Origin of the sequence: Desulfosporosinus acidiphilus SJ4 (genome assembly GCF_000255115.2) — a bacterium.
GTDB classification, from domain to species: Bacteria; Bacillota; Desulfitobacteriia; order Desulfitobacteriales; family Desulfitobacteriaceae; genus Desulfosporosinus; species Desulfosporosinus acidiphilus.
Genome location: NC_018068.1, coordinates 1,911,102 through 1,929,963, shown reverse-complemented (window position 1 = coordinate 1,929,963; position 18,862 = coordinate 1,911,102). Strand labels below are relative to the sequence as shown.

Sequence of the window (18,862 nt, the reverse complement as noted above, 5' to 3'; positions counted from 1 at the left end):
TATAACGATGAACTTAGGCTGCCCTTATGGAACCCATCGCGTCATCAACCCGAAAGGAGTCTTTCCCCAACCCGCTCAATCCATAGATAATGATTTTTCAACTCTTTATGACAACGAAATTCTTATCGATGTTGAAGTCTTAAATATTGATTCCGCCTCCTTTACCCAGATTAAAACTCAGGCCGAGGGAGATTCAGAGAAAATTGGCCAAATCATCTTAGAAACCATTACTCAACGAGGCAAACAACACAATCCTGTCACCGGCTCCGGAGGAATGCTCATTGGAAAGGTAAAAGCGATTGGCTCTGCTCTGCATAACCGAGATCTAAAGGTCGGAGATCGAATCGCCACCCTCGTTTCCTTATCTTTGACTCCTCTGCGTATCGACAAAATACTCGCCGTCCACAAAGACATTGATCAAGTAGAGGTGCAAGGGGAAGCGATCTTGTTTGAAAGTGGAATCTACGCCAAACTTCCCGCTGACATGCCTCAGAAATTGGCCCTAGCTGTACTTGACGTGGCTGGGGCTCCCGCCCAAACGGCTAAAATCGTCAAACCGGGAGATACCGTCGTCGTGATCGGAGGTGGCGGAAAATCAGGTCTTCTCTGCCTCCATGAAGCGTGTAAACGGGCGGGCGTCACCGGCAAAGTGATTGGAATTAGTCACTCCAAAGCTGGTGTACAGCGTATGAGGGATTCCGGATTACCGGTCATTCCGCTCCAGGGAGATGCTCGCGATGCTCTCTGGGTCTTAAAGGAAATTGAACGCCTAACCGAAGGCAAGCTGGCCGACCTTACCTTAAATATGGTCAATATCCCTCATACTGAACTCGGCAGTATCCTAGCCACGAAAAACAAAGGGACCGTGTATTTCTTTAGTATGGCGACATCGTTCACCGCCGCAGCCTTAGGGGCGGAAGGCATTGGCAAAGATGTCACCATGTTGGTGGGAAACGGGTATACCGAAGGACACTCGGAAATAGCCTTAGCAATCATGCGCGAAAATCCCCGCCTCCGTGAGATTTATGAAAGCACCTATGCCTAAGTCCAAGGCCTGGAAAACTGAGCTCCGCTCCCGACTCTCCATGTTTTCCAACTTAATTTTTGCCGGGCTCGTTAAGAATGCGGGAAAAACCACAGCGTTAAACGCCGTCAATGACTTGTTTGAGGATAGAACCCTCGGGCTGACCTCAATCGGGTATGACGGTGAGGCGAAAGATGCTATTTATCACCACCCTAAACCCTCCATCTCAGTTCGACCTGGGCAGCTGGTTCTTACTGCAGAGCGTTTCCTCTCCGAAACGTCGAAGAATTATGAAATTCTTGACAGTTGGGGCCACCATCCCCAGTTTGGATCCTGGCTTATTTTAAGAATTACATCCCCGGGTGATATCCGGATGGCCGGCCCCTCATCCCTCTCCGAACTCCTTGAAGGTATCTCCCGCCTAAGGCACTTTGGGGCTGCTCAGATACATGTGGATGGAGCACTGAATCGCCTTTCTCATATTTCCTTAAACAGTACCCTTCAACTTGAAACCACTAACAATCTTGAAATTCTGAGTTCCGGGATTATCCTCAGCACCGGTGCCGCTTTAGGAAACACGTTAAAAGAGGTTGCAGAGCGCACCCAATATAGCCTTGAATTATTCGAACTTCCCGCTTATTCAGTCTCCGTTGGTTCCCCTTCTAACCCTCCACAACTTGATGTTCCCGTAAACAATAACTCCTTCTTCTACCAAGGGATCTGGTTTCCTCTCCCGTCATTTCTCTGGAACCAAGACCTTAAGACCCTACTTCCCTCCCAAGTCGAAATTCTTTATCTAAAAGGAGCTCTCACAGATTCTATTTACTTCGCTCTGCGCGCTGCCGGACGTCTGCCCCAAGAATTAATAACTCGAACCCCTGCCCATATTTTACTCTCACCTAAAGTATGGAGCGGTTTGAAATCCAGAGGGATCAGGGTCAAAGTTCTGCAGCGCCCGAATCTACTCCTGCTCACCTTAAGTCCCTGGCACCCTTTAACCCCCATCCCGACCGAACTCCTCGCGGAAGCTTTGCTTCCTATGGTTAAAGTCCCCCTCATAGACATCCAAAAGCAACATCTGTGGCTTCCCTAATTATTACCGAATGGAGGTGGTCCTATTGACTCGTCCCTACCTAAAAAACAAACTTCATCTCGATCCTAAGCTTATCAATAAAGCAAGAACTCTCGCCAAAAACATCGTTCGGCAAATCACACCACTTATCCTCTCTCATAGCACGGTGAGCGTAGAACGCACAGTTCTCCGCTTACTGGGGATTAATGGGGTTGACCCAGAAGGTATCCCTTTGCCCAATGTCGTGATAGATCATCTTAAAGAACATCACCTCCTTGAAAAAGGAGCCGCTCGAGCCATTGCCAACGCCTGCCTGCACTATAAGACAGAGCCTCAGATCCTGGCAGAACAATTGGGCCGCAATGAGCTATCGTTGGCGGATCTTCCCTTTTTCCCGCAGGAAGAAATCGACCAAAAAGCCTTTGCCCTCGCTCAAGACGCAGTAAACCAAATTCTCCAGCAACGCCAAACACGGGAACACCTCATTTCCACATTAGGTGAAGGTCCCGAACCTTATCTCTACGTCATCGTAGCGACAGGCAATATTTATGAAGATGTTCTGCAAGCCAGGGCAGCAGCACGTCAAGGAGCTGATATCATTGCTGTCATTCGCTCAACCGGGCAAAGCCTTCTCGATTATGTACCCTACGGATCAACGACAGAGGGATTTGGCGGCACATTTGCCACCCAGGAAAACTTCCGCATTATGCGTGAAGCCTTAGACCAAGTTGGGCAGGAACTCGGCCGCTACATTCGCCTCACAAACTACTGTTCCGGACTCTGCATGCCGGAAATTGCAGCCATGGGGGCCATAGAACGTCTCGATGTCATGCTCAACGACTCTATGTATGGCATCATCTTTCGGGACATCAATATGCAGCGCACCTTCATCGATCAGTATTTTTCCCGCTTGATTAATGGGTTCGCCGGGATCATTATCAACACCGGAGAAGACAACTATCTGACCACCGCTGAAGCCATCGAAGCCGCACACACTGTCTTGGCCTCAAATTTTATCAATGAACAATTCGCCTTTCTTTCGGGTCTTCCTGAAGAACAGCAAGGTTTAGGCCATGCTATGGAAATCGACCCGGATATTCCAGATTCCTTTCTTTATGAAATCGCCCAAGCTCAACTGATTCGTGAAATATTTCCCCGTTCACCCATCAAATACATGCCACCCACGAAGTATATGACTGGAAATATCTTTCGCGGACATGTTCAAGATACACTTTTCAATGCAGCCTCTGTCTTAACCGGGCAAAGCATTCATCTCATAGGGATGCTCACGGAAGCTATCCACACTCCCCTCATGCAGGACCGTTTTCTCAGTCTGGAATCTGCTAAACTTGTTTTCAAAGCCATGGGGCACTTCCATGAAGAAATAACCTTTACGCCCGATGGCTTAGTACACCAACGGGCACAATCCACCCTGCAAAAGGCCGTTGACATGCTGGAAGAAATTCAAAAGAAAGGTCTTTTCGCTGCCCTTGAAGAAGGGATGTTTGCCGATATCTCCAGAAAACCAACAGGAGGTCGGGGACTCGACGGTGTTTTCCGTAAACATCCTCAGTACTTAAATCCCTTTAATACTCTTCTCAACTCCAACCTCACGGGCTTTCAAAACCTTCACGATCCCCGGAACGCTCATGATTCCCAAGACAGCTGTAGTCCTGATTATTCCAACGATTTCATGGGTTCTAATAAGTTTGCAGTAACCCCCCTCAAAGAAGGTGATCTTGATGTCAAAACTTGATCTATCTCAAGTTCGTCCCTATGGAGATACCCTTGACGATGGCATCGTCCAACTGTCCTTAACCTTACCCGTCCCTTTTGGTGAAGAAGCACAAGAAGCTGTTCGGCGATGGGCGCTGAAAAGTGGTTTTCAAGACCCGAAAATCGTGCACACTGTTGATCTGGGAGAAGGCTTTAGCTTCTTTGTACTTTATGCACGTTCTCCTGTCAGTGTCGATTTCAGTGAAATTGAAGTCCCCAAGCTTTCACATGAGCATCTCGAAAAGCCAGAAATAGAAAAGCGTATCCGCACTCAGCTGGGCCGCAAACTCGTCGTAGTAGGGGCCTGCATCGAAAGTGACGCCCATACAGTCGGAATCGATGCGATTATGAATATGAAAGGCTATAACGGGCATAAAGGGCTGGAAAGTTACCACGAAATAAACGCTTTCAATCTTGGGGCACAGGTCTCTTGTGAAGAATTACTTATGAAAGCTCACGAAGTCTCCGCGGATGCCATCCTAATCTCTCAAGTGGTTACCCAGAAAGACATCCATCTCCGCAATCTAACCCGCATGGTTGAACTTCTTGAACTTGAAGGACTGCGCACACGCTACCTTCTGATTGCCGGAGGACCAAGGATCAACTATGAACTCGCTAAAGAACTAGGCTATGATGCCGGATTCGGAACAGGTACCTATGCCGAGGATGTTGCAAGCTTTATTCTGGATAGAGTACTGGCTCGCAGTTAACCTGAGGTTTTTCAATATACCCCACGTTCCGTTAGTTTTTTGGACTCGTGGGGCAGGAAGTAAATTAATGATACGAGGAGTGATAACTATGTACGAAAGCAAACTTCGTTTGCGCATTAGTTCCGCGGATGCCCACTATGGCGGTGGTTTAGTGGACGGGGCGCATATGCTCGCCCTTTTTGGAGATGTGGCTACCGAATTACTCATTTATACAGATGGAGATGAAGGTCTCTTTGTAGCCTACGACAATATCGAGTTTCTGGCCCCCGTCTTCGCCGGAGATTATATCGAAGCGACAGGGGTCATTACCGACTACGGAAACACATCGCGCAAGATGCGCTTTGAAGCGAAAAAGGTGATCTCTCCCCTCCCCGGAAGTGACTCCGCTGCCGAAATTCTTAGCGAACCCGTTCTCGTCTGCCGAGCCACAGGCACCTGCATGGTTCCTAAAGATAAACAGCGTTTTTCCCCACCTCAGCGTTCCTAACCCTGAAGAGGCTATGACACATGAAGACCGCTGTCAGGCTGAGGCAGTCATGCGCCAACCAACGGATGATGCCTCAGTCATCGCTATGTTCACTGCAATTTTGAGGAGGTAATGAGATAACTATGGAAAAGCTCATTATTACCGCCGCTCTCGTCGGCGCTGAAGTAACACGTAAACAAACACCCTTCCTTCCCCTTTCGCCGCGCGAAATTGCTGACGAAGCAAAAAAAGCATGGGCTGCGGGCGCTTCCATCGTCCATCTGCACATGCGTGACTCCATCGGCAATCCAACTCAAAATAAAGAACTTTTCGCAGAGGCAGTTGACTATATTCAAGCCGAAACAGATCTCATCATTCAGGTATCCACCGGAGGAGCGGCTGGGATGACTGCTGAGGAACGAATTCAACCTGTCACCTTGGCGCCGGAAATGGCTTCTTTAAGTACAGGAAGTGTAAACTTCGGAGAGGATGTTTTCAGTAATCCTTTACCGATGGTGCGCGAATTTGCCCTCGCTTGCCAAAACTATCACGTAAAACCGGAAATTGAAGTCTTTGAAGCGGGAATGATCCAAAACGCCTTAAATCTCAGAGAGTTAGGCCTGCTTCATGAACCTATTCACTTCAATTTTGTCTTAGGAGTTCCCGGAGGAATGCCCGCAACCGCGAAAAATCTTCTCTTTCTTCTTGATCTAATCCCTCCTGCTTCAACTTGGACCATTTCCGGTATCGGCAAACATCAACTACCCATGAACACTCTCGGCATTATTCTTGGCGGACATGTTCGCACCGGATTTGAGGACAACATTTATTATCGCAAAGGAGTTCTCGCAGAGGGAAATACACCTCTCGTAGAGCGTTTAGTTTCCCTTGCCCAAAGCTTAGAGCGCCCAGTAGCTAGTCCCTCAGAAGCCCGAATACTACTAGGACTCTAAACTACTGCCTCCAACTACTCTCATACCTTAAACCTACTCTCACAGTCTCTAGGTCTCTATCTCTTGCCAGTTACTGATTTCGGGTCTACCACAGTCAACCGCCACTCATTCCCGCTCCGAAAGATTGCCGAAGGATTGCCAATGCGCTGAGTTTTCATTTCCCCAAAAGCTGAACCTTTAACAAAAAGTTAAGGCCCTTGAATTTAGGGCCTTTTCATAGCTTCTTAAATCTGAAGTTCTCCGATTACTGTAGTTCTTCGACCACCGTAAATCCAATAATTCTTAAAAAAGTCATCAGGGCATCAGCCTTTGCCCTCTCCAAATTACATACTTTCAAATCGTACGTTTGCTTTGGATTCGGATTCGTACTAACTTTAACGACGAGCGCAGTATCAATACCTTGATAGCTTACAGTGACATTATATTGATCAGAAACATTCTGCAATGAGGTGATTGTGTTTCCCTGGAAAGATAAGGCGTCAGTGGCAGCGGTACTATAGGTTACTAACTGCGAAACGTCTTTTGAGCTGCCATCTGAATAATGTGCCGCAACGGAAATTGTTCCGGATTGTTCAGCCATAAGGTTTAAGGTTGTTGGCAAAAGGGAAATTGAACTCAAAGAGACAGGTGCCGGTATTGGCGTACCGGTGATGGCTGCTAAATCCGCCTGTAGCTGTGCAAAATCAAACCCTTCTGGTGATACTCCCTTACCATTGAGAAACTCCTGACTAAGTATAGCCCAGGCTTCCTCACAGTAAGTTTTTAAAAAATCAACCGTCATTTTCTGTACTCGTCCCCAAGTTACACAATAAATATATGAGCCATCATATCCAACCACAGGAACATAGTGACCCCCTTCAATTTGAGAACCCTGTACCACGCTCCATGGTTGACCATTGTTAAACTGCTCCATAGCACTGTCAGGAAAATTAATACCAATACCGACAGCACTAAAAAGATATACGGCTTCAAGCAATTCATTCAACAGATTCGAGTGGTCTAATAACAAATAAACTGCAATCTTGTGCCTATTACCACCTGCATCAATCATTCCAGTCTTTTGGCGATATTGCAAAGCAGTCCTAACCTCTGTTCCCTGGTCGGTATTGGGATCATTAGGGTTATATCCAGTTATCGCACTATAATCGCTCATGGCATTTGCTGCGGTAAAGGATGCCTCTACACTTCCTTCCGCTGTCCAAAGCATTGTTTCGTGGTCAGCTCCTGCAATAACGCAATCTCCAACAGTATCGTTACCAAGCAGCCCCCAGTCACTTATTAAGTTTTGGTGTCCGAAAGAAGGTGGGATAGGTGGTAGTGCTGTTCTTCGATAATTGCGGTAGAGTAGATCTTTTTCATTGGGGATAAACGGTTTCCTGCCAAATTTCATTTTTCACCCTTCTTCCTAAATATAATTAGGAGTATATCCCCTGACTCCCCGGGGTCTCATACCTGTCTACTCCTCCCTATCAGAATATGCGGACGAGTTTCTTAACGTGTTACCACATCACTCACCTCTCTTCTTTCTTTAACTCAATTCACTCAAACCTTAGTAAGTCCTTGAAAACAGAACATCTCATAATAGTCGTCAGAAATATCTGACTTCAGCTCCCAGAGTGCTTCATTTGGCATTTCATCATGTCGTACTAATTCCACAATTATCCTATTTTTCCTGCAATAAGAACGCAAAAAAGAGCGTCCATAAACGCTCCGTAAATTTCTCCTCTCACTGCACCCGGGTTAGAATAATCAATATCTTTAATAATACGTTCCTGACCGGCTAACCTTCTATAAGTTCAGGAACGTTCCGCCCCAAAGTATCTTTCTGACAAGTTCCAGATAATCACCATCATAAGGAAAATCCTTTTTGGCAATTAAGATGGCCATACCGTGCACCAAACCCCAGCAGGACAATGCCAATGCATTTAGGTCAACGCTGTCAGCCTCTCTGTTTTGAATCTCCGCTTGGCAGCGTTCGATCGCCTCATAAAACGTATTGAAAGGTTGATCATCTTTTATACATGTTACGTGATTAATCTTTTTAATATTATTTGCGAAATCACTTAGGAAAAAAAGTCGTAAATATTCCGGATTTTCAACAAAGAACCTCACATAAGAGTAACCCATTTCTTTAAGCTGGCTTTTATTATCGTTCGGATATTTATTAACAGCTTCCACAAGGCATTGGTTAAATTTATGCTGAGCTTCGACAGCAATTGCCATGATTAGATCGTCCTTACTATCAAAATGCCTGTACGGTGCGGTGTGGCTTACACCGCAGGCTTTCGCCACCTTGCGCAACGAAAAGTTTTCATACCCTTCTCCATCCAAAAGCTTTAAACCTTTTTTGATCAATTCCGCCTTCAAATTTTCATGATGATAATTTTCGTTTGACACTCACTATACTTCCTCTCAACAAACATAACTCTATTATACCACAAGATAATATAATGTTTACATTGTAAACATTGCGTGCTATTATTATGTTGACACTGTAAACATAATTCGATAGGGAGTGAATTTAATGAAAGCCTTATTGATTTCGGATCAGGAATATATGACCAGAACCTATCAAGGTCTAAATGATTTAACGGGTAAGTTCTTGAAACAAAAAGGGTTTGAGTTAGAGTTGATGGAACTGAGTGCGGAAAACCTGACCTTTTGTAAGGGTTGCTTTGGTTGCTGGATCAAAAAACCTGGGGAATGTGTTATCAACGACCGGATGACCCAAATCAACCGAAGTATAATGAACAGCGACGTAGTTATTTATCTCAGCCCAATCATCTTTGGGCAGTTCAGCCCAACTTTCAAAAATGTTATTGATAGAGGTTTACCAAATATGTTGCCATTTTTCGAAACAAGACCTGATGGTTCTACGATGCATCCACCTCGATATGATACCTACCCCGGTCAGATTATCATCGGTTACGGAGAGGAGACTTCCGAAGAGGATAAACAACTTTTCATCGATGTAACAAAAAAACACCGCAGAAGTATTGAAGTCCTGATCTATCAAGAACCAACTGAAAACACAATCATGGCCTTAAATAAAATGGAACTTGGAAGGTTAGGTGGACTGCTGTGAAGAATGTCGTTTTAGTCAGCGCCAGCCCTAAAATCAACGAACAATCAGTCTCCAGAAAATTCCTGGAAATGGCGGGAAGCGAAATTAATTCTGATCTGTTTAGTAAAACATTTATAGACGTCAGAAAAAGCTTCTTAACCCATAACCTTACGGAAGATTTTGAAACGCTTGCCAGAGCTGATATCATCATTATTTCATTTCCTCTTTACTATTTTTGCATGCCAGGCATGTTAACTCGATTTTTAGTTGATTACCATAATTATTACACTTCCAGCGGGATCGCCAAAAAAAATGTAAAAATATATACTATTGTTAATTGTGGGTTTCCCGAACCGGAAATAAATCTAGAGGCTGTCAGAATTATCAAGAGTTTCAGCCAACATCTGGACGCAGAGTTCCGTTTCGGCGTTCTCATCGGTGGGGGCGCCATGATGTTTGCCGCCAAAGATGCGCCTTTTATGAAAAAAGCCGTACAAAAACTTAAGTCCGCTTTTTCCTCTATGGCAGCAGATATTCAACATAAGAATTCAACAACGACGGATTCTATTTATATTGGCGTCAATTTCCCATTTTCAAGGCACCTTTACTTTTTCATGGGTAACAAGGGCTGGATTACAATGGCTCACAAAAATAAGCTGCATAAAAAAGATCTTTATAAGAAACCGTACCAGTTAAACGAATAGAGCTATTGCTGCGATCATAGCAACTTAAGACCAGGATTTAGTCTAGACTAAATCCTGGCCTGTTTTACCGTAGTGCCGTATGCATTATTAGACAAAGTGGAGAATGCTTTGTAACCCAATGAGGAGGAAAACTGTTCCTGCCTTCAAAAGGGTAATAACAAAAATATCTCTATAGGACTGTTTGTGACCAATCGCTCCAGCGTTAATGGCCTTGGCAATATTTCCTTTGATTCTAAGAGGATTAATTACGATCGCTAATGCTATTCCCACAAGCAGAGCAATAATTAGAGCCCAGTTATTCATTCTAACGTCGTTTATAACTTTTAGGTAATTTTAAGCTTCATTTTAGAGTTTGAATTTTAAGTTTATACTTTAAGTTCCGGCAAATCCTTAAAAAGTTCTAAGGATTGTGGGTTAGCCAGGGCATCAAGATTCAGTACCGGTTCATTGTGAATGATGTTGGCTACAGCTATTTCTACTTTCTTTCCATTGAGAGTATAAGGAATATCTTTTACAGCGATGATCTTCGAAGGCACATGTCGTGGGGTGCTGTTCAGTTTGATCGTTGCTTTTATTTTGTTTTCGAGTTCATTATTCACTTCAATGCCTTCGGATAGCTTAATAAATAAAATGACCCTAATATCATTATTCCAATGTTGACCAACCACAACGCAGTCTGCCACTTCAGGCAGTGATTCTATTTGGCGATAAATTTCCGCAGTTCCAATACGCACTCCGCCGGGATTTAAGGTTGCATCCGAACGACCGTAAATTATTACCCCCCCGGTCTCCGTGATCTCTATAAAGTCTCCGTGGCGCCATACATTTGGATAAACATTAAAATATGCCTTGTAATACTTTGCTTGATCTGCATCATTCCAAAAACAAATGGGCATCGATGGAAATGGCGCCGTACAAACAAGTTCACCTTTTTCCTTTAAGAGCGATTGGCCTTGACTGTTATAACTTTCCACCTTCATACCTAAACCCCGGCACTGGATTTCGCCGGCATACACGGCTCCGATGGGATTTCCGAGGGCAAAGCATGAAATAATGTCGGTTCCTCCGGAAATAGACGACAGACAAATATCTTGCTTTATGTGCTGATAAACAAATTGAAAACTTTTTTCGGAGAGTGGGGAACCGGTTGAGAGAATGGTTTTTAGAGACATCAGATTGTATGATTCTCCGGGGTGTAAGCCGCATTGTTCAACGGAAGATAAATATTTGGCGCTCGTACCAAAGACTGTTATTTTCTCATCTTGAATCAGCTGCCAAAGAGCTCCGGCCTCAGGATAGAAAGGTGAACCATCATAGAGTACGACAGTGGCGCCAATTGCTAAGGAGCTAATCATCCAATTCCACATCATCCAACCACACGTGGTAAAGTACAAAATAGTGTCTTCCCGTTTTAAATCCGTGTGCAGCATGAGCTCCTTTAAATGCTGAATCAGGGTTCCGCCGGCCCCATGAACAATGCATTTAGGTACACCCGTAGTTCCGGAAGAATACATGATATAGGTTGGGTGGTTAAAAGGAACTTGAGTAAATTCAATTTCCAAGTTCTCATCCGCAGCAAGAAAATGATTATACAATATTGCATTAGGTATTTTACGGAAATCAGGTTCTTTTTCGATATTGGGAACGATCACTACTTTTACAAGGTCACATAGATCACTGGAGATTTGAAGAATTCGTTCCAAGGAGTCAAAAGCTTTGCCATTGTAAAAGTAACCATCGGCTGAAAAGAGGACTTTCGGCTTGATTTGCCCAAAACGATCCACGACACCTTTAATTCCGAAATCAGGTGAACAGGAAGACCAAACAGCTCCAATACTGGTGGTAGCGAGCATTGCTATCACGGTTTCGGGCATGTTGGGCATAAAACCCGCAACCCGATCTCCTTGAGTAACACCTAAAGAGCGTAACGATTTAGCCAGACGGGCCACTTGATCATAAAGCATGGCATAGGTCATCCTAACCGATTCTTGGCCTTCTCCCTTAAAAATTAAGGCTGTTTTGTTATCACGAAAACGCAATAAATTTTCAGCAAAATTCAATTTCGCCCCAGTAAACCATCGAGCAGACATCATCTGTTCGTAGTTTTCAACGACATGATCATAGTTTTGGGAAGCTTTGATTTCGGCAAATTTCCATAGTTCTGCCCAAAGGGACGAAGTGTTTTCAAGGGACCAAGTGTACAGTTCCTCATACGACGTGATCTGCACAAGGTACTTACTATTTATCGTCTCAATGAAACGTGTCATATTCTTTGCTTGTTTGCTTTCTGGAGATGGCTCCCATAACTTTAAACTCAATATTTTCACCTCATTATCATTAGACCTGGCTCCATCCCCCATCGATGGTATATCCTTGGGCAGTAATAGAAGCAGCAGCGTCAGAGCATAGATACAAGGCTAAATAGCCAATTTCTTGAGGAGTTAATAATCTTTTCTGGGGTACGGGACGGAGAATTACTTCTTGGAGCACTTGCTCTTCTGACATATGATGGTTTTCCGCCAAATTATGAAGCTGCTTTCGTACTAGAGGAGTATCCACATAACCTGGGCAAATTGCATTTGCTGTAATGCCAAACCCAGCCGTTTCCAAGGCGAGAACTCTTGTAAGCCCTAATAAGCCATGTTTAGCAGAGACATATCCGGCTTTGTAGACCGAAGCTATTTTTGCGTGTACAGAGGCTATATTTACAATCCGACCGAATCCTCTGGATTTCATACTTGGAACCCCACCGCCTGCGCCAGCAAAAACGGGCCTACTAACATAACCTCCAACAGACGGCGGAAAATCTTTTCATCAAAATCTTCTAACGGTGATACATGCTGAAAACCCGCATTATTAACTAGAATGTCGATGTGTTTTGACTTTACTTTTCGAACGAAATCAGGATGGGTGATATCTCCGGGAAGAAGATCGCCATTAAGACTTTGGGCAACTTCTATCAGACCGTCCTCAGTAAGATCGTTCACGATTACTTTTGCACCGGCTTCACTTAAACCCTGGGCAATACCGAACCCAATACCTGATTTTGCACCTGTAACTAAAGCTGTCTTACCTTGCAAATCAACGGAAAAATTCATGAGTTTCAACTCCCTTCGAGTGTCTAATTATAGTTATATTCCAATGCTTTAGAATATACTGAATATTTCGCCCCCTCTTTGGCTGCTTTTCAAGATATATTGCTATTCAAAATAGCAAAAAGCATGCCAATATATTTCCTATAAAATTCTTTAAAAGCTATGTAGAAAATCTTGTGAAGCTTGAAGACACTATCTTCATACATATTTGCCCTTCTTGCGGTATACAATCGAAAGTTATACTTTCTGCCTGATAGGTAATAAAAAAGCAACACTATAACTGTGTTGGTTTTAGAAAAAGTTATACTTGGTATGGAATTATGAATGCAGCAATTTCGCTACACTCTTTGAGAAATATTTTAGGTAACACGACATTTAATCAGAAAAATCCGCTCTGAGTGGCATTGCTACATGTTGCAAAATCTCTACTATTCTTCCGTGAACAAGAGATTGGTCAATCCATATTTATCCATCTTGCGATATAAATTAGTCCGATGTATCCCCAAAATTTCTGAGGACCTAACTTTATTTCCCTGTGTTGCTTTAAGAGTTCTGATAATCACCTCTTTTTCAGTAGCGGCAAGTTCTTTTGCTAAAGAATTTAACTCCTTTATTTTAGGTTTCATAGAGGATTCCCGTAAATAGAGGGGCAAATCATCGAACATAATCTTATCGCCTTCAGCCACATTAATTGCGCGCTCAAGGGCATTTTGCATTTCCCGCACGTTACCGGGCCAGGTATAGGTCATGAAAAGATATCAGTTCTGTCTGAAATATCATGATACATTGTTAATTTATTAATAATTCAATATATTCAGTATAGTCCTTCTCAACTATTATTTAAAGAGAAACATACAGTTGGCCAATTGACATATTTCAGAACTGACTTTCAGCCGTTGTGATAAGCGTTCTCCTTTTCACAAACCGATAAAAATAAAACTATCTCCTCTCCCTCATATCGAAAAACTCGAACATTCGGTGCGCCCTGACGATGTTTTTTACATTGCACTCTATCTTTCAAGGAATTTCTCAACCAATATTCGTTTCATCTTATAGTTACTATTGATACCTTGGTTTTCTCGACGACATTGCGAGATAAACCAAGAGGCTGCTGACAAGGAATATATGAATGAATAAAATACTGCCGACGTTCATTGGGATAAAGGGTCTGAAAGTAACTAGACCCATGCCCAATTCTTTCACACTCACTATGTCTACTCGCCAATAATAGACCATCATGATTCCCGACAAAACACTTCCGAGGAGTAAAAATAAAGGGACATAGCTGAAAGAGACGGAGCTATTCTTCGTAAAGGAAGTATAAATACTGCGTACTATGATAACCAATAAAGCCACCATAAACACGATGTCCGTAATATAAATCGCATTGTGGGGAAAACCGATGGAAAGAAAACTATCTGCATTTTCCAAGCCTTGAACAAGCGAGGGTACCGGATTTAAAAACAACCGCAAATGCCGTATTAGAATAATTAGAAGAGCCCCAAAAAAGATATAGACACCTGCCCAGAACCATTTAGAAACCCCCGATTCTTCTTTTAATTCCTGCGTTGCCATTTTTATGTTTCCGAAGAATGAGCGAAAGAATAGTATATCTAAAATTTTTGGATTGGTCTTATTTTTAGTCCCCAGCGAATTTTCCGAATTATTTTGTTCTAATTTTAACAGACGATTTATATAACCAATTGAGAATATGATTAAAGCTAAGTAGGGTATACCAATTCCAAATAAAGCATAAAGCTTAAGAACTCCAACCCCAAACCATGCAATAAACGCCAAAACCAAAACAATCAATAATGAAGACAACAATTTCATTTTATAAACGCCTCATTTCTTTGACAATTGAATCAGCCCAAAATTAGGGGCTTCCTTACCTTTTTCTATTAAATATAAGAAATAATCATATAGTTTTAGCGAAGGAAATTCATTTAGTTACTGAAAGAAAGATTACTTATAGAGTTTACCCTCAATCAGTTGTCCTATTCGTCTTAGTTTCTAGGTCACTTTTCTTCCCTAACCATTAAAGAAAGGCGTTATCACTCCACTATAGTAGTGAAATGACAACGCCTATGGCTATCTAAACCCACTTTATGTTTTTCAAGTTAAGTTTTTAAACAGCCCCGCTTACCTGAAACTATACTGCTTGTTTCTTTGAACTAATCTTTTATTAACTTCTCTCAATACTACTTCACTTCAATAGTATTCAAGATGGGGCCGTGCCAGTTTTCATACCAAACCTGGCCGCTATATCCATTAACGTCGAGCTCTGCATAATCCTTACCATCTTTTTGAACCATGAATTCGTAATAACCAGGAGCTGTTTCAGGTTTTTCGATCGAATATTCTTGACCCATTCGGCTTACAAAATCTTGAGCATTTTTTACAGCCTGTTCTTCACTCACCGTCATGGACCCAGCGTTACCCCAATTCATAGGTCCATATTTACTATTCCACATAATATTGGGACCCATTTCAGCTATAATTTGTCCGCCATTTTTATAAATCATGATCTCATAAGCTTTAGCCCCAGTTTTAGCATCCTTAAACTCCGCTTCGTACCCATTGGAGAATTCATGGAGTTCGTCAGCGACAACATTCTGGTCAACTTTTTGGGTGTACGCTTTAGCAATTGCTACGGCTTGATCTGAGGTGCTGACTTCACCGTTAGTAAGGTTAATGCCTAAGCTTTGAGCATTATATCCCCCACCCATCATGCCATAACCTCCACCGGTTCCGTTAGCTCCGTAGCCTCCCATCATACCATAGCCCCTACCGGCTCCATTACCTCCGTAACCTCCCATCATACCATAGCCCCCGCCGATTCCATTACCTCCGTAACCTCCCATCATGCCATAACCCCCGCCGGTTCCATTACCTCCGTAACCTCCCATCATGCCATAACCCCCAAAGGGTGCATTGGAACCTGGAGTTATTCCACTATTCGTAGTATCTATTAGTAAAGGCTGTGTTGATTGATTCGTCGAAGGAGAACTATTATTTACCGTGTTTATACCGTTATTTGCAACAGTTCCTTGAGATTGAGTTGATATATTACGGGCAGTAAGTTTTTGTGCAGCTGATTGTGTAACAACTGACCCGGAGTTAAGAGCGAACGCCGTACCGGAAAGTGCCATCACACCCGCAATTGATAGTCCAATAATCCACCTTGATCTTTTCATCTTTATTCCTCCTCAAACTTTTTGCTAAAAAAATTTTTAACTTAAATACTCTGGCCTTCTATGCACAAAGTATAGCGAATTAATTCGATTTTGCTGTGAATTAGTTATGAATTTCTTATGAATGCAATCGCACCTGGAGCTTAGAAAGGCGCGATTACTAGTGGCTGCATAGAAAGATATTGTCTTAAAATTAGTCAGCAAAACAATTTAAGGTTTGAAATTTACATAACCTATTTGCAGAAAGGGGGCATTGCTCTGCGAATTACTCAAGTTCGCTTTGCAACTCTTGTTTACGGTTCACGTTTTTGGACGTTGGAATTGTTGATACCAAAAAATCCGGCTAAGATTACAAAAGCGTAACCTTAGCCGGATTCTGCAGTTCTTTCTTGACGAAGAGGACTAATCTTTATAAGTTCCTCCATCGTCGATCAAATGCTTAGTTCCAATACTCTCTACATTGCCGTCATGCCGGAATGTTAGAAATTAATCTGAAAAACTCTCAGCTATGATTCAGAAAGTTTTAAGTTTGAGCTCAGTTTAAATTCAGCTAGCATTCGTAGAATTACATCGTGGTTAAAATCAAGTATCTTATTCGAAAGGAGATGTTGATGGGAAGATCATCATTCAATAACATCAATATAATTGGTTCCTACTTAATTCACCGACTCAAAAGTACATGAACAAGACATTAATTCACTTATCTTACTCAGAATGAAAAATTGAAAGGGGCAATCTAATATGAAAAAAGTCACACCTTTGATAGCCTTAGGTGCAATTTCTCTTATCACACTTCTAAGTGCATCAACAGCATTTGCAACGACAACGAACCTCAATAGTTCAACAACACCCACTCAAGTTCAGCATAACTTCAAAAGAGATAACCATAATGGCCCTAAAACAGTTCTCGATACTTTAGTTTCCGCTGGCACCATTACCCAAGACCAAGAAACCTCTGTTTTAAATTCTCTTAAACCCTCAGGTGCTCCTAACGGCGACAACGGTTTCTCGACGGCTTTGGATAGCTTAGTCTCAGGTGGTACCATCACTCAAGACCAAGAAACCTCTATTGAAACAGCTCTCAAAGATGCTGCTCCGGCTCAAGGTGACCACCATGACGGATTTCAATCTGTTCTCGACAATCTAGTCTCAGCTGGCACCATTACCCAAGACCAAGAAACCTCTGTTTTAAATTCTCTTAAACCCTCGGGTACTCATAACGTCAACAACAGCTTCTCGACGGCTTTGGATAGCTTAGTCTCAGACGGTACCATCACTCAAGACCAAGAAACCTCTATTGAAACAGCTCTCAAAGATGCTGCTCCAAACGGAACCCCTGATCAAGGCAACCAAGATGGGTTCTCAATCGTCCTTAATAGCTTAGTATCTGAAGGTTCTCTTACTCAAACCCAAGAAGATGATATTCTGAATGCCATTTCAACTGGTATGCAGTCAGGATCAGATTTGAAAACCATACTTGACAATCTCGTATCCGCTGGTGCAATTTCACAAGTTCAAGAAAATGCTATCCAAAATTCCTTAGATTAACGCATAAACCTTGACTATTTCCTGAAAGCCCTTCAGCAAAATCTGGAGGGCTCTCTCTTATTCACCTTGTAATGCACTTTTATCAAATCTTGTTCGGAGGCTAGATAGTAGCCATCTAATAATGAGGGCATTCTTTAATATCTATCTTCCTCTCAGATAAGCTGCCGCCTGAATCCCCGCAATTGCTCCATCGGAAACGGCTGTAGCAATTTGTCTCACCTCCTTTTTGCATATATCACCCACAGCATAGACACCAGGAATTTTAGTTTGCATTTTCTCATTTGCAATAATATATCCATTCTCATTTTCGAGCGAGGAATACATTGCGGAATTAGGGGTTGACCCAGCATAGATAAATACAAAACTATTCGGAGCTTCCATGACTTCAGTCTCATTAGTATTTACATCTGTAATTTCCAATGTTTCAATTCCTGTACTCCCTTTTATATTGGTGAGTCTGGTATGAAGACGAATCTTTAGGTTCGAAGTTTTTTCCGCTTTTGATGTGAACTCCACTACAGCTCCTAACTTTTCCTCAAAATGGATGACAGTAACCTGTTTGGCCAACTTTGACAAAAATAATGCTTCTTTTAAAGCACCATCGGAGCCGCCCACTACAAATATTTCCTTTCCCTTATATTTACTTAAATCATCTGACAAATAATAATCTACCCCCTTTCCAATGAGTTCTTGTTCACCCGGTATTCCAAGATGTCTTGGCGTAGTACCGTTGGCAATGATTACTGTTTTAGTTTGGTATGTACTCTTTTTAGTTTCTACCTCCTTGATCTCTGCTTCTAGATTTACGGCAGTTACTTCCTCAAATTTAATAACTACTCCCGCGTCTAAAGCTTGGTTATATATTTTAGTCGCAAAAGTCTTACCCGTTTCATTTTCTATAATCCCAGAATAATGAGTAACGTTTGAGACTTGTCGGATAACTCCACCTACTTGCCTTTTTTCCAAGATTAATGTTTTTACTCCTCTACTAACAGCATAAATCGAGGCGCTTATGCCTGCAGGACCTGCACCGATAATAATTAAGTCATAAACCAAAGTACTCAACTCCTTATTCATACTATTTATCTAAATTTCCTCTATATTATTTGAATTAAGTGTAAAAATAATAATATTAATTTTGCGCTGATAGTTCCCTTAGCATATTCCGCGTACAGAGCTGGAAAACAACCCGCATAGACGAGCCTATTGCGGGTTAATATCGCACAGACAAAGAAATAGACCCAACGAAGTTACCG

18 protein-coding genes and 1 pseudogene are annotated in these 18,862 nt (G+C 42.6%); 9 read left to right on the top strand and 10 right to left on the bottom strand.

Annotated elements, in window-relative coordinates; translation table 11 throughout:
• Window positions 1-7: 7 nt before the first annotated feature.
• The 6 genes from kdd (at window position 8) to kce (ending at window position 6,001) form a co-directional block, all read left to right on the top strand.
• Window positions 8-1,045: an L-erythro-3,5-diaminohexanoate dehydrogenase gene (gene kdd, locus DESACI_RS08895; protein ID WP_014826852.1), complete on the top strand. Its 1,038-nt coding sequence runs from the start codon at window positions 8-10 to the stop codon at window positions 1,043-1,045.
• Window positions 1,026-2,117 carry a hypothetical protein gene (locus tag DESACI_RS08890; RefSeq protein WP_014826851.1) on the top strand — a complete coding sequence of 364 codons (1,092 nt, stop codon included), beginning with the start codon at window positions 1,026-1,028 and terminating at the stop codon, window positions 2,115-2,117. Before kdd ends, DESACI_RS08890 begins: the two co-directional genes overlap by 20 nt.
• 25 nt (window positions 2,118-2,142) lie before the next feature.
• A complete protein-coding gene (gene kamD, locus DESACI_RS08885) occupies window positions 2,143-3,852 on the top strand; it encodes a lysine 5,6-aminomutase subunit alpha (protein WP_014826850.1) in 1,710 nt (569 codons plus the stop codon).
• Complete coding sequence (kamE, locus tag DESACI_RS08880) at window positions 3,839-4,582, top strand: lysine 5,6-aminomutase subunit beta (protein ID WP_014826849.1); 744 nt, start codon at window positions 3,839-3,841, stop codon at window positions 4,580-4,582. Before kamD ends, kamE begins: the two co-directional genes overlap by 14 nt.
• An 88-nt stretch (window positions 4,583-4,670) precedes the next feature.
• Entirely contained in the window at window positions 4,671-5,069 is a 399-nt protein-coding gene (gene kal, locus DESACI_RS08875; protein ID WP_014826848.1) for a 3-aminobutyryl-CoA ammonia lyase, read from the top strand.
• A 122-nt stretch (window positions 5,070-5,191) separates the two neighbouring features.
• Complete coding sequence (kce, locus tag DESACI_RS08870) at window positions 5,192-6,001, top strand: 3-keto-5-aminohexanoate cleavage enzyme (RefSeq protein ID WP_014826847.1); 810 nt, start codon at window positions 5,192-5,194, stop codon at window positions 5,999-6,001.
• Window positions 6,002-6,245: 244 nt separating this feature from the next.
• Here the strand turns inward: kce and DESACI_RS23065 are convergent, their stop codons facing one another.
• Window positions 6,246-7,391, bottom strand: a complete 1,146-nt coding sequence (locus DESACI_RS23065) for a hypothetical protein (RefSeq protein ID WP_014826846.1) — start codon at window positions 7,389-7,391, stop codon at window positions 6,246-6,248.
• A gap of 398 nt (window positions 7,392-7,789) precedes the next feature.
• Window positions 7,790-8,398, bottom strand: coding sequence for a TetR/AcrR family transcriptional regulator (locus tag DESACI_RS08860; protein ID WP_014826845.1), 609 nt, complete (start codon window positions 8,396-8,398; stop codon window positions 7,790-7,792).
• A 127-nt stretch (window positions 8,399-8,525) separates the two neighbouring features.
• On the opposite strand from DESACI_RS08860, the gene DESACI_RS08855 reads away from it, so the two are divergent.
• Window positions 8,526-9,086 carry a flavodoxin family protein gene (locus DESACI_RS08855; RefSeq protein ID WP_014826844.1) on the top strand — a complete coding sequence of 187 codons (561 nt, stop codon included), beginning with the start codon at window positions 8,526-8,528 and terminating at the stop codon, window positions 9,084-9,086.
• On the top strand, window positions 9,083-9,769 hold the full coding sequence (locus DESACI_RS08850; protein WP_014826843.1) for an NADPH-dependent FMN reductase family protein: 687 nt from the start codon (window positions 9,083-9,085) through the stop codon (window positions 9,767-9,769). Before DESACI_RS08855 ends, DESACI_RS08850 begins: the two co-directional genes overlap by 4 nt.
• A gap of 87 nt (window positions 9,770-9,856) precedes the next feature.
• Here DESACI_RS08850 and DESACI_RS08845 read toward each other — a convergent pair.
• The 7 genes and pseudogenes from DESACI_RS08845 to DESACI_RS08820 all read right to left on the bottom strand — a co-directional run.
• Window positions 9,857-10,072: pseudogene (locus tag DESACI_RS08845) on the bottom strand (GntP family permease); the annotation flags it as partial.
• 62 nt (window positions 10,073-10,134) lie between these two features.
• Entirely contained in the window at window positions 10,135-12,096 is a 1,962-nt protein-coding gene (locus DESACI_RS08840; RefSeq protein WP_427846744.1) for an acetoacetate--CoA ligase, read from the bottom strand.
• 10 nt (window positions 12,097-12,106) lie between these two features.
• A complete protein-coding gene (locus tag DESACI_RS25470; protein ID WP_049804053.1) occupies window positions 12,107-12,505 on the bottom strand; it encodes an SDR family oxidoreductase in 399 nt (132 codons plus the stop codon).
• Window positions 12,502-12,867 carry an SDR family NAD(P)-dependent oxidoreductase gene (locus DESACI_RS25465; RefSeq protein ID WP_049804052.1) on the bottom strand — a complete coding sequence of 122 codons (366 nt, stop codon included), beginning with the start codon at window positions 12,865-12,867 and terminating at the stop codon, window positions 12,502-12,504. The genes DESACI_RS25470 and DESACI_RS25465 overlap by 4 nt, the downstream gene beginning before the upstream one ends.
• 425 nt (window positions 12,868-13,292) lie before the next feature.
• Complete coding sequence (locus DESACI_RS08830) at window positions 13,293-13,613, bottom strand: helix-turn-helix domain-containing protein (protein WP_041276020.1); 321 nt, start codon at window positions 13,611-13,613, stop codon at window positions 13,293-13,295.
• A gap of 310 nt (window positions 13,614-13,923) precedes the next feature.
• On the bottom strand, window positions 13,924-14,697 hold the full coding sequence (locus DESACI_RS08825) for a hypothetical protein (protein WP_014826840.1): 774 nt from the start codon (window positions 14,695-14,697) through the stop codon (window positions 13,924-13,926).
• A 368-nt stretch (window positions 14,698-15,065) separates the two neighbouring features.
• A complete protein-coding gene (locus tag DESACI_RS08820; protein ID WP_014826839.1) occupies window positions 15,066-16,061 on the bottom strand; it encodes a PepSY domain-containing protein in 996 nt (331 codons plus the stop codon).
• Between the two features lie 738 nt (window positions 16,062-16,799).
• Between DESACI_RS08820 and DESACI_RS08815 the strand changes: the two genes are divergently transcribed.
• A complete protein-coding gene (locus DESACI_RS08815; RefSeq protein ID WP_014826838.1) occupies window positions 16,800-17,606 on the top strand; it encodes a hypothetical protein in 807 nt (268 codons plus the stop codon).
• Window positions 17,607-17,747: 141 nt separating this feature from the next.
• On the opposite strand, the gene DESACI_RS08810 is transcribed toward DESACI_RS08815, so the two are convergent.
• Entirely contained in the window at window positions 17,748-18,662 is a 915-nt protein-coding gene (locus tag DESACI_RS08810) for an NAD(P)/FAD-dependent oxidoreductase (RefSeq protein ID WP_014826837.1), read from the bottom strand.
• Window positions 18,663-18,862: the final 200 nt, after the last annotated feature.

Excerpts from the sequence above, each read along its gene's own strand:
- kdd (WP_014826852.1), top strand. The coding sequence starts at position 8 with ATGAACTTAGGCTGCCCTTATGGAACCCATCGCGTCATCAACCCGAAA.
- DESACI_RS08890 (WP_014826851.1), top strand. The coding sequence starts at position 1,026 with ATGAAAGCACCTATGCCTAAGTCCAAGGCCTGGAAAACTGAGCTCCGC.
- kamE (WP_014826849.1), top strand. The coding sequence starts at position 3,839 with ATGTCAAAACTTGATCTATCTCAAGTTCGTCCCTATGGAGATACCCTT.
- kal (WP_014826848.1), top strand. The coding sequence starts at position 4,671 with ATGTACGAAAGCAAACTTCGTTTGCGCATTAGTTCCGCGGATGCCCAC.
- kce (WP_014826847.1), top strand. The coding sequence starts at position 5,192 with ATGGAAAAGCTCATTATTACCGCCGCTCTCGTCGGCGCTGAAGTAACA.
- DESACI_RS23065 (WP_014826846.1), bottom strand. The coding sequence starts at position 7,391 with ATGAAATTTGGCAGGAAACCGTTTATCCCCAATGAAAAAGATCTACTC.
- DESACI_RS08855 (WP_014826844.1), top strand. The coding sequence starts at position 8,526 with ATGAAAGCCTTATTGATTTCGGATCAGGAATATATGACCAGAACCTAT.
- DESACI_RS25470 (WP_049804053.1), bottom strand. The coding sequence starts at position 12,505 with ATGAAATCCAGAGGATTCGGTCGGATTGTAAATATAGCCTCTGTACAC.
- DESACI_RS25465 (WP_049804052.1), bottom strand. The coding sequence starts at position 12,867 with ATGAATTTTTCCGTTGATTTGCAAGGTAAGACAGCTTTAGTTACAGGT.
- DESACI_RS08830 (WP_041276020.1), bottom strand. The coding sequence starts at position 13,613 with ATGACCTATACCTGGCCCGGTAACGTGCGGGAAATGCAAAATGCCCTT.
- DESACI_RS08825 (WP_014826840.1), bottom strand. The coding sequence starts at position 14,697 with ATGAAATTGTTGTCTTCATTATTGATTGTTTTGGTTTTGGCGTTTATT.
- DESACI_RS08820 (WP_014826839.1), bottom strand. The coding sequence starts at position 16,061 with ATGAAAAGATCAAGGTGGATTATTGGACTATCAATTGCGGGTGTGATG.
- DESACI_RS08815 (WP_014826838.1), top strand. The coding sequence starts at position 16,800 with ATGAAAAAAGTCACACCTTTGATAGCCTTAGGTGCAATTTCTCTTATC.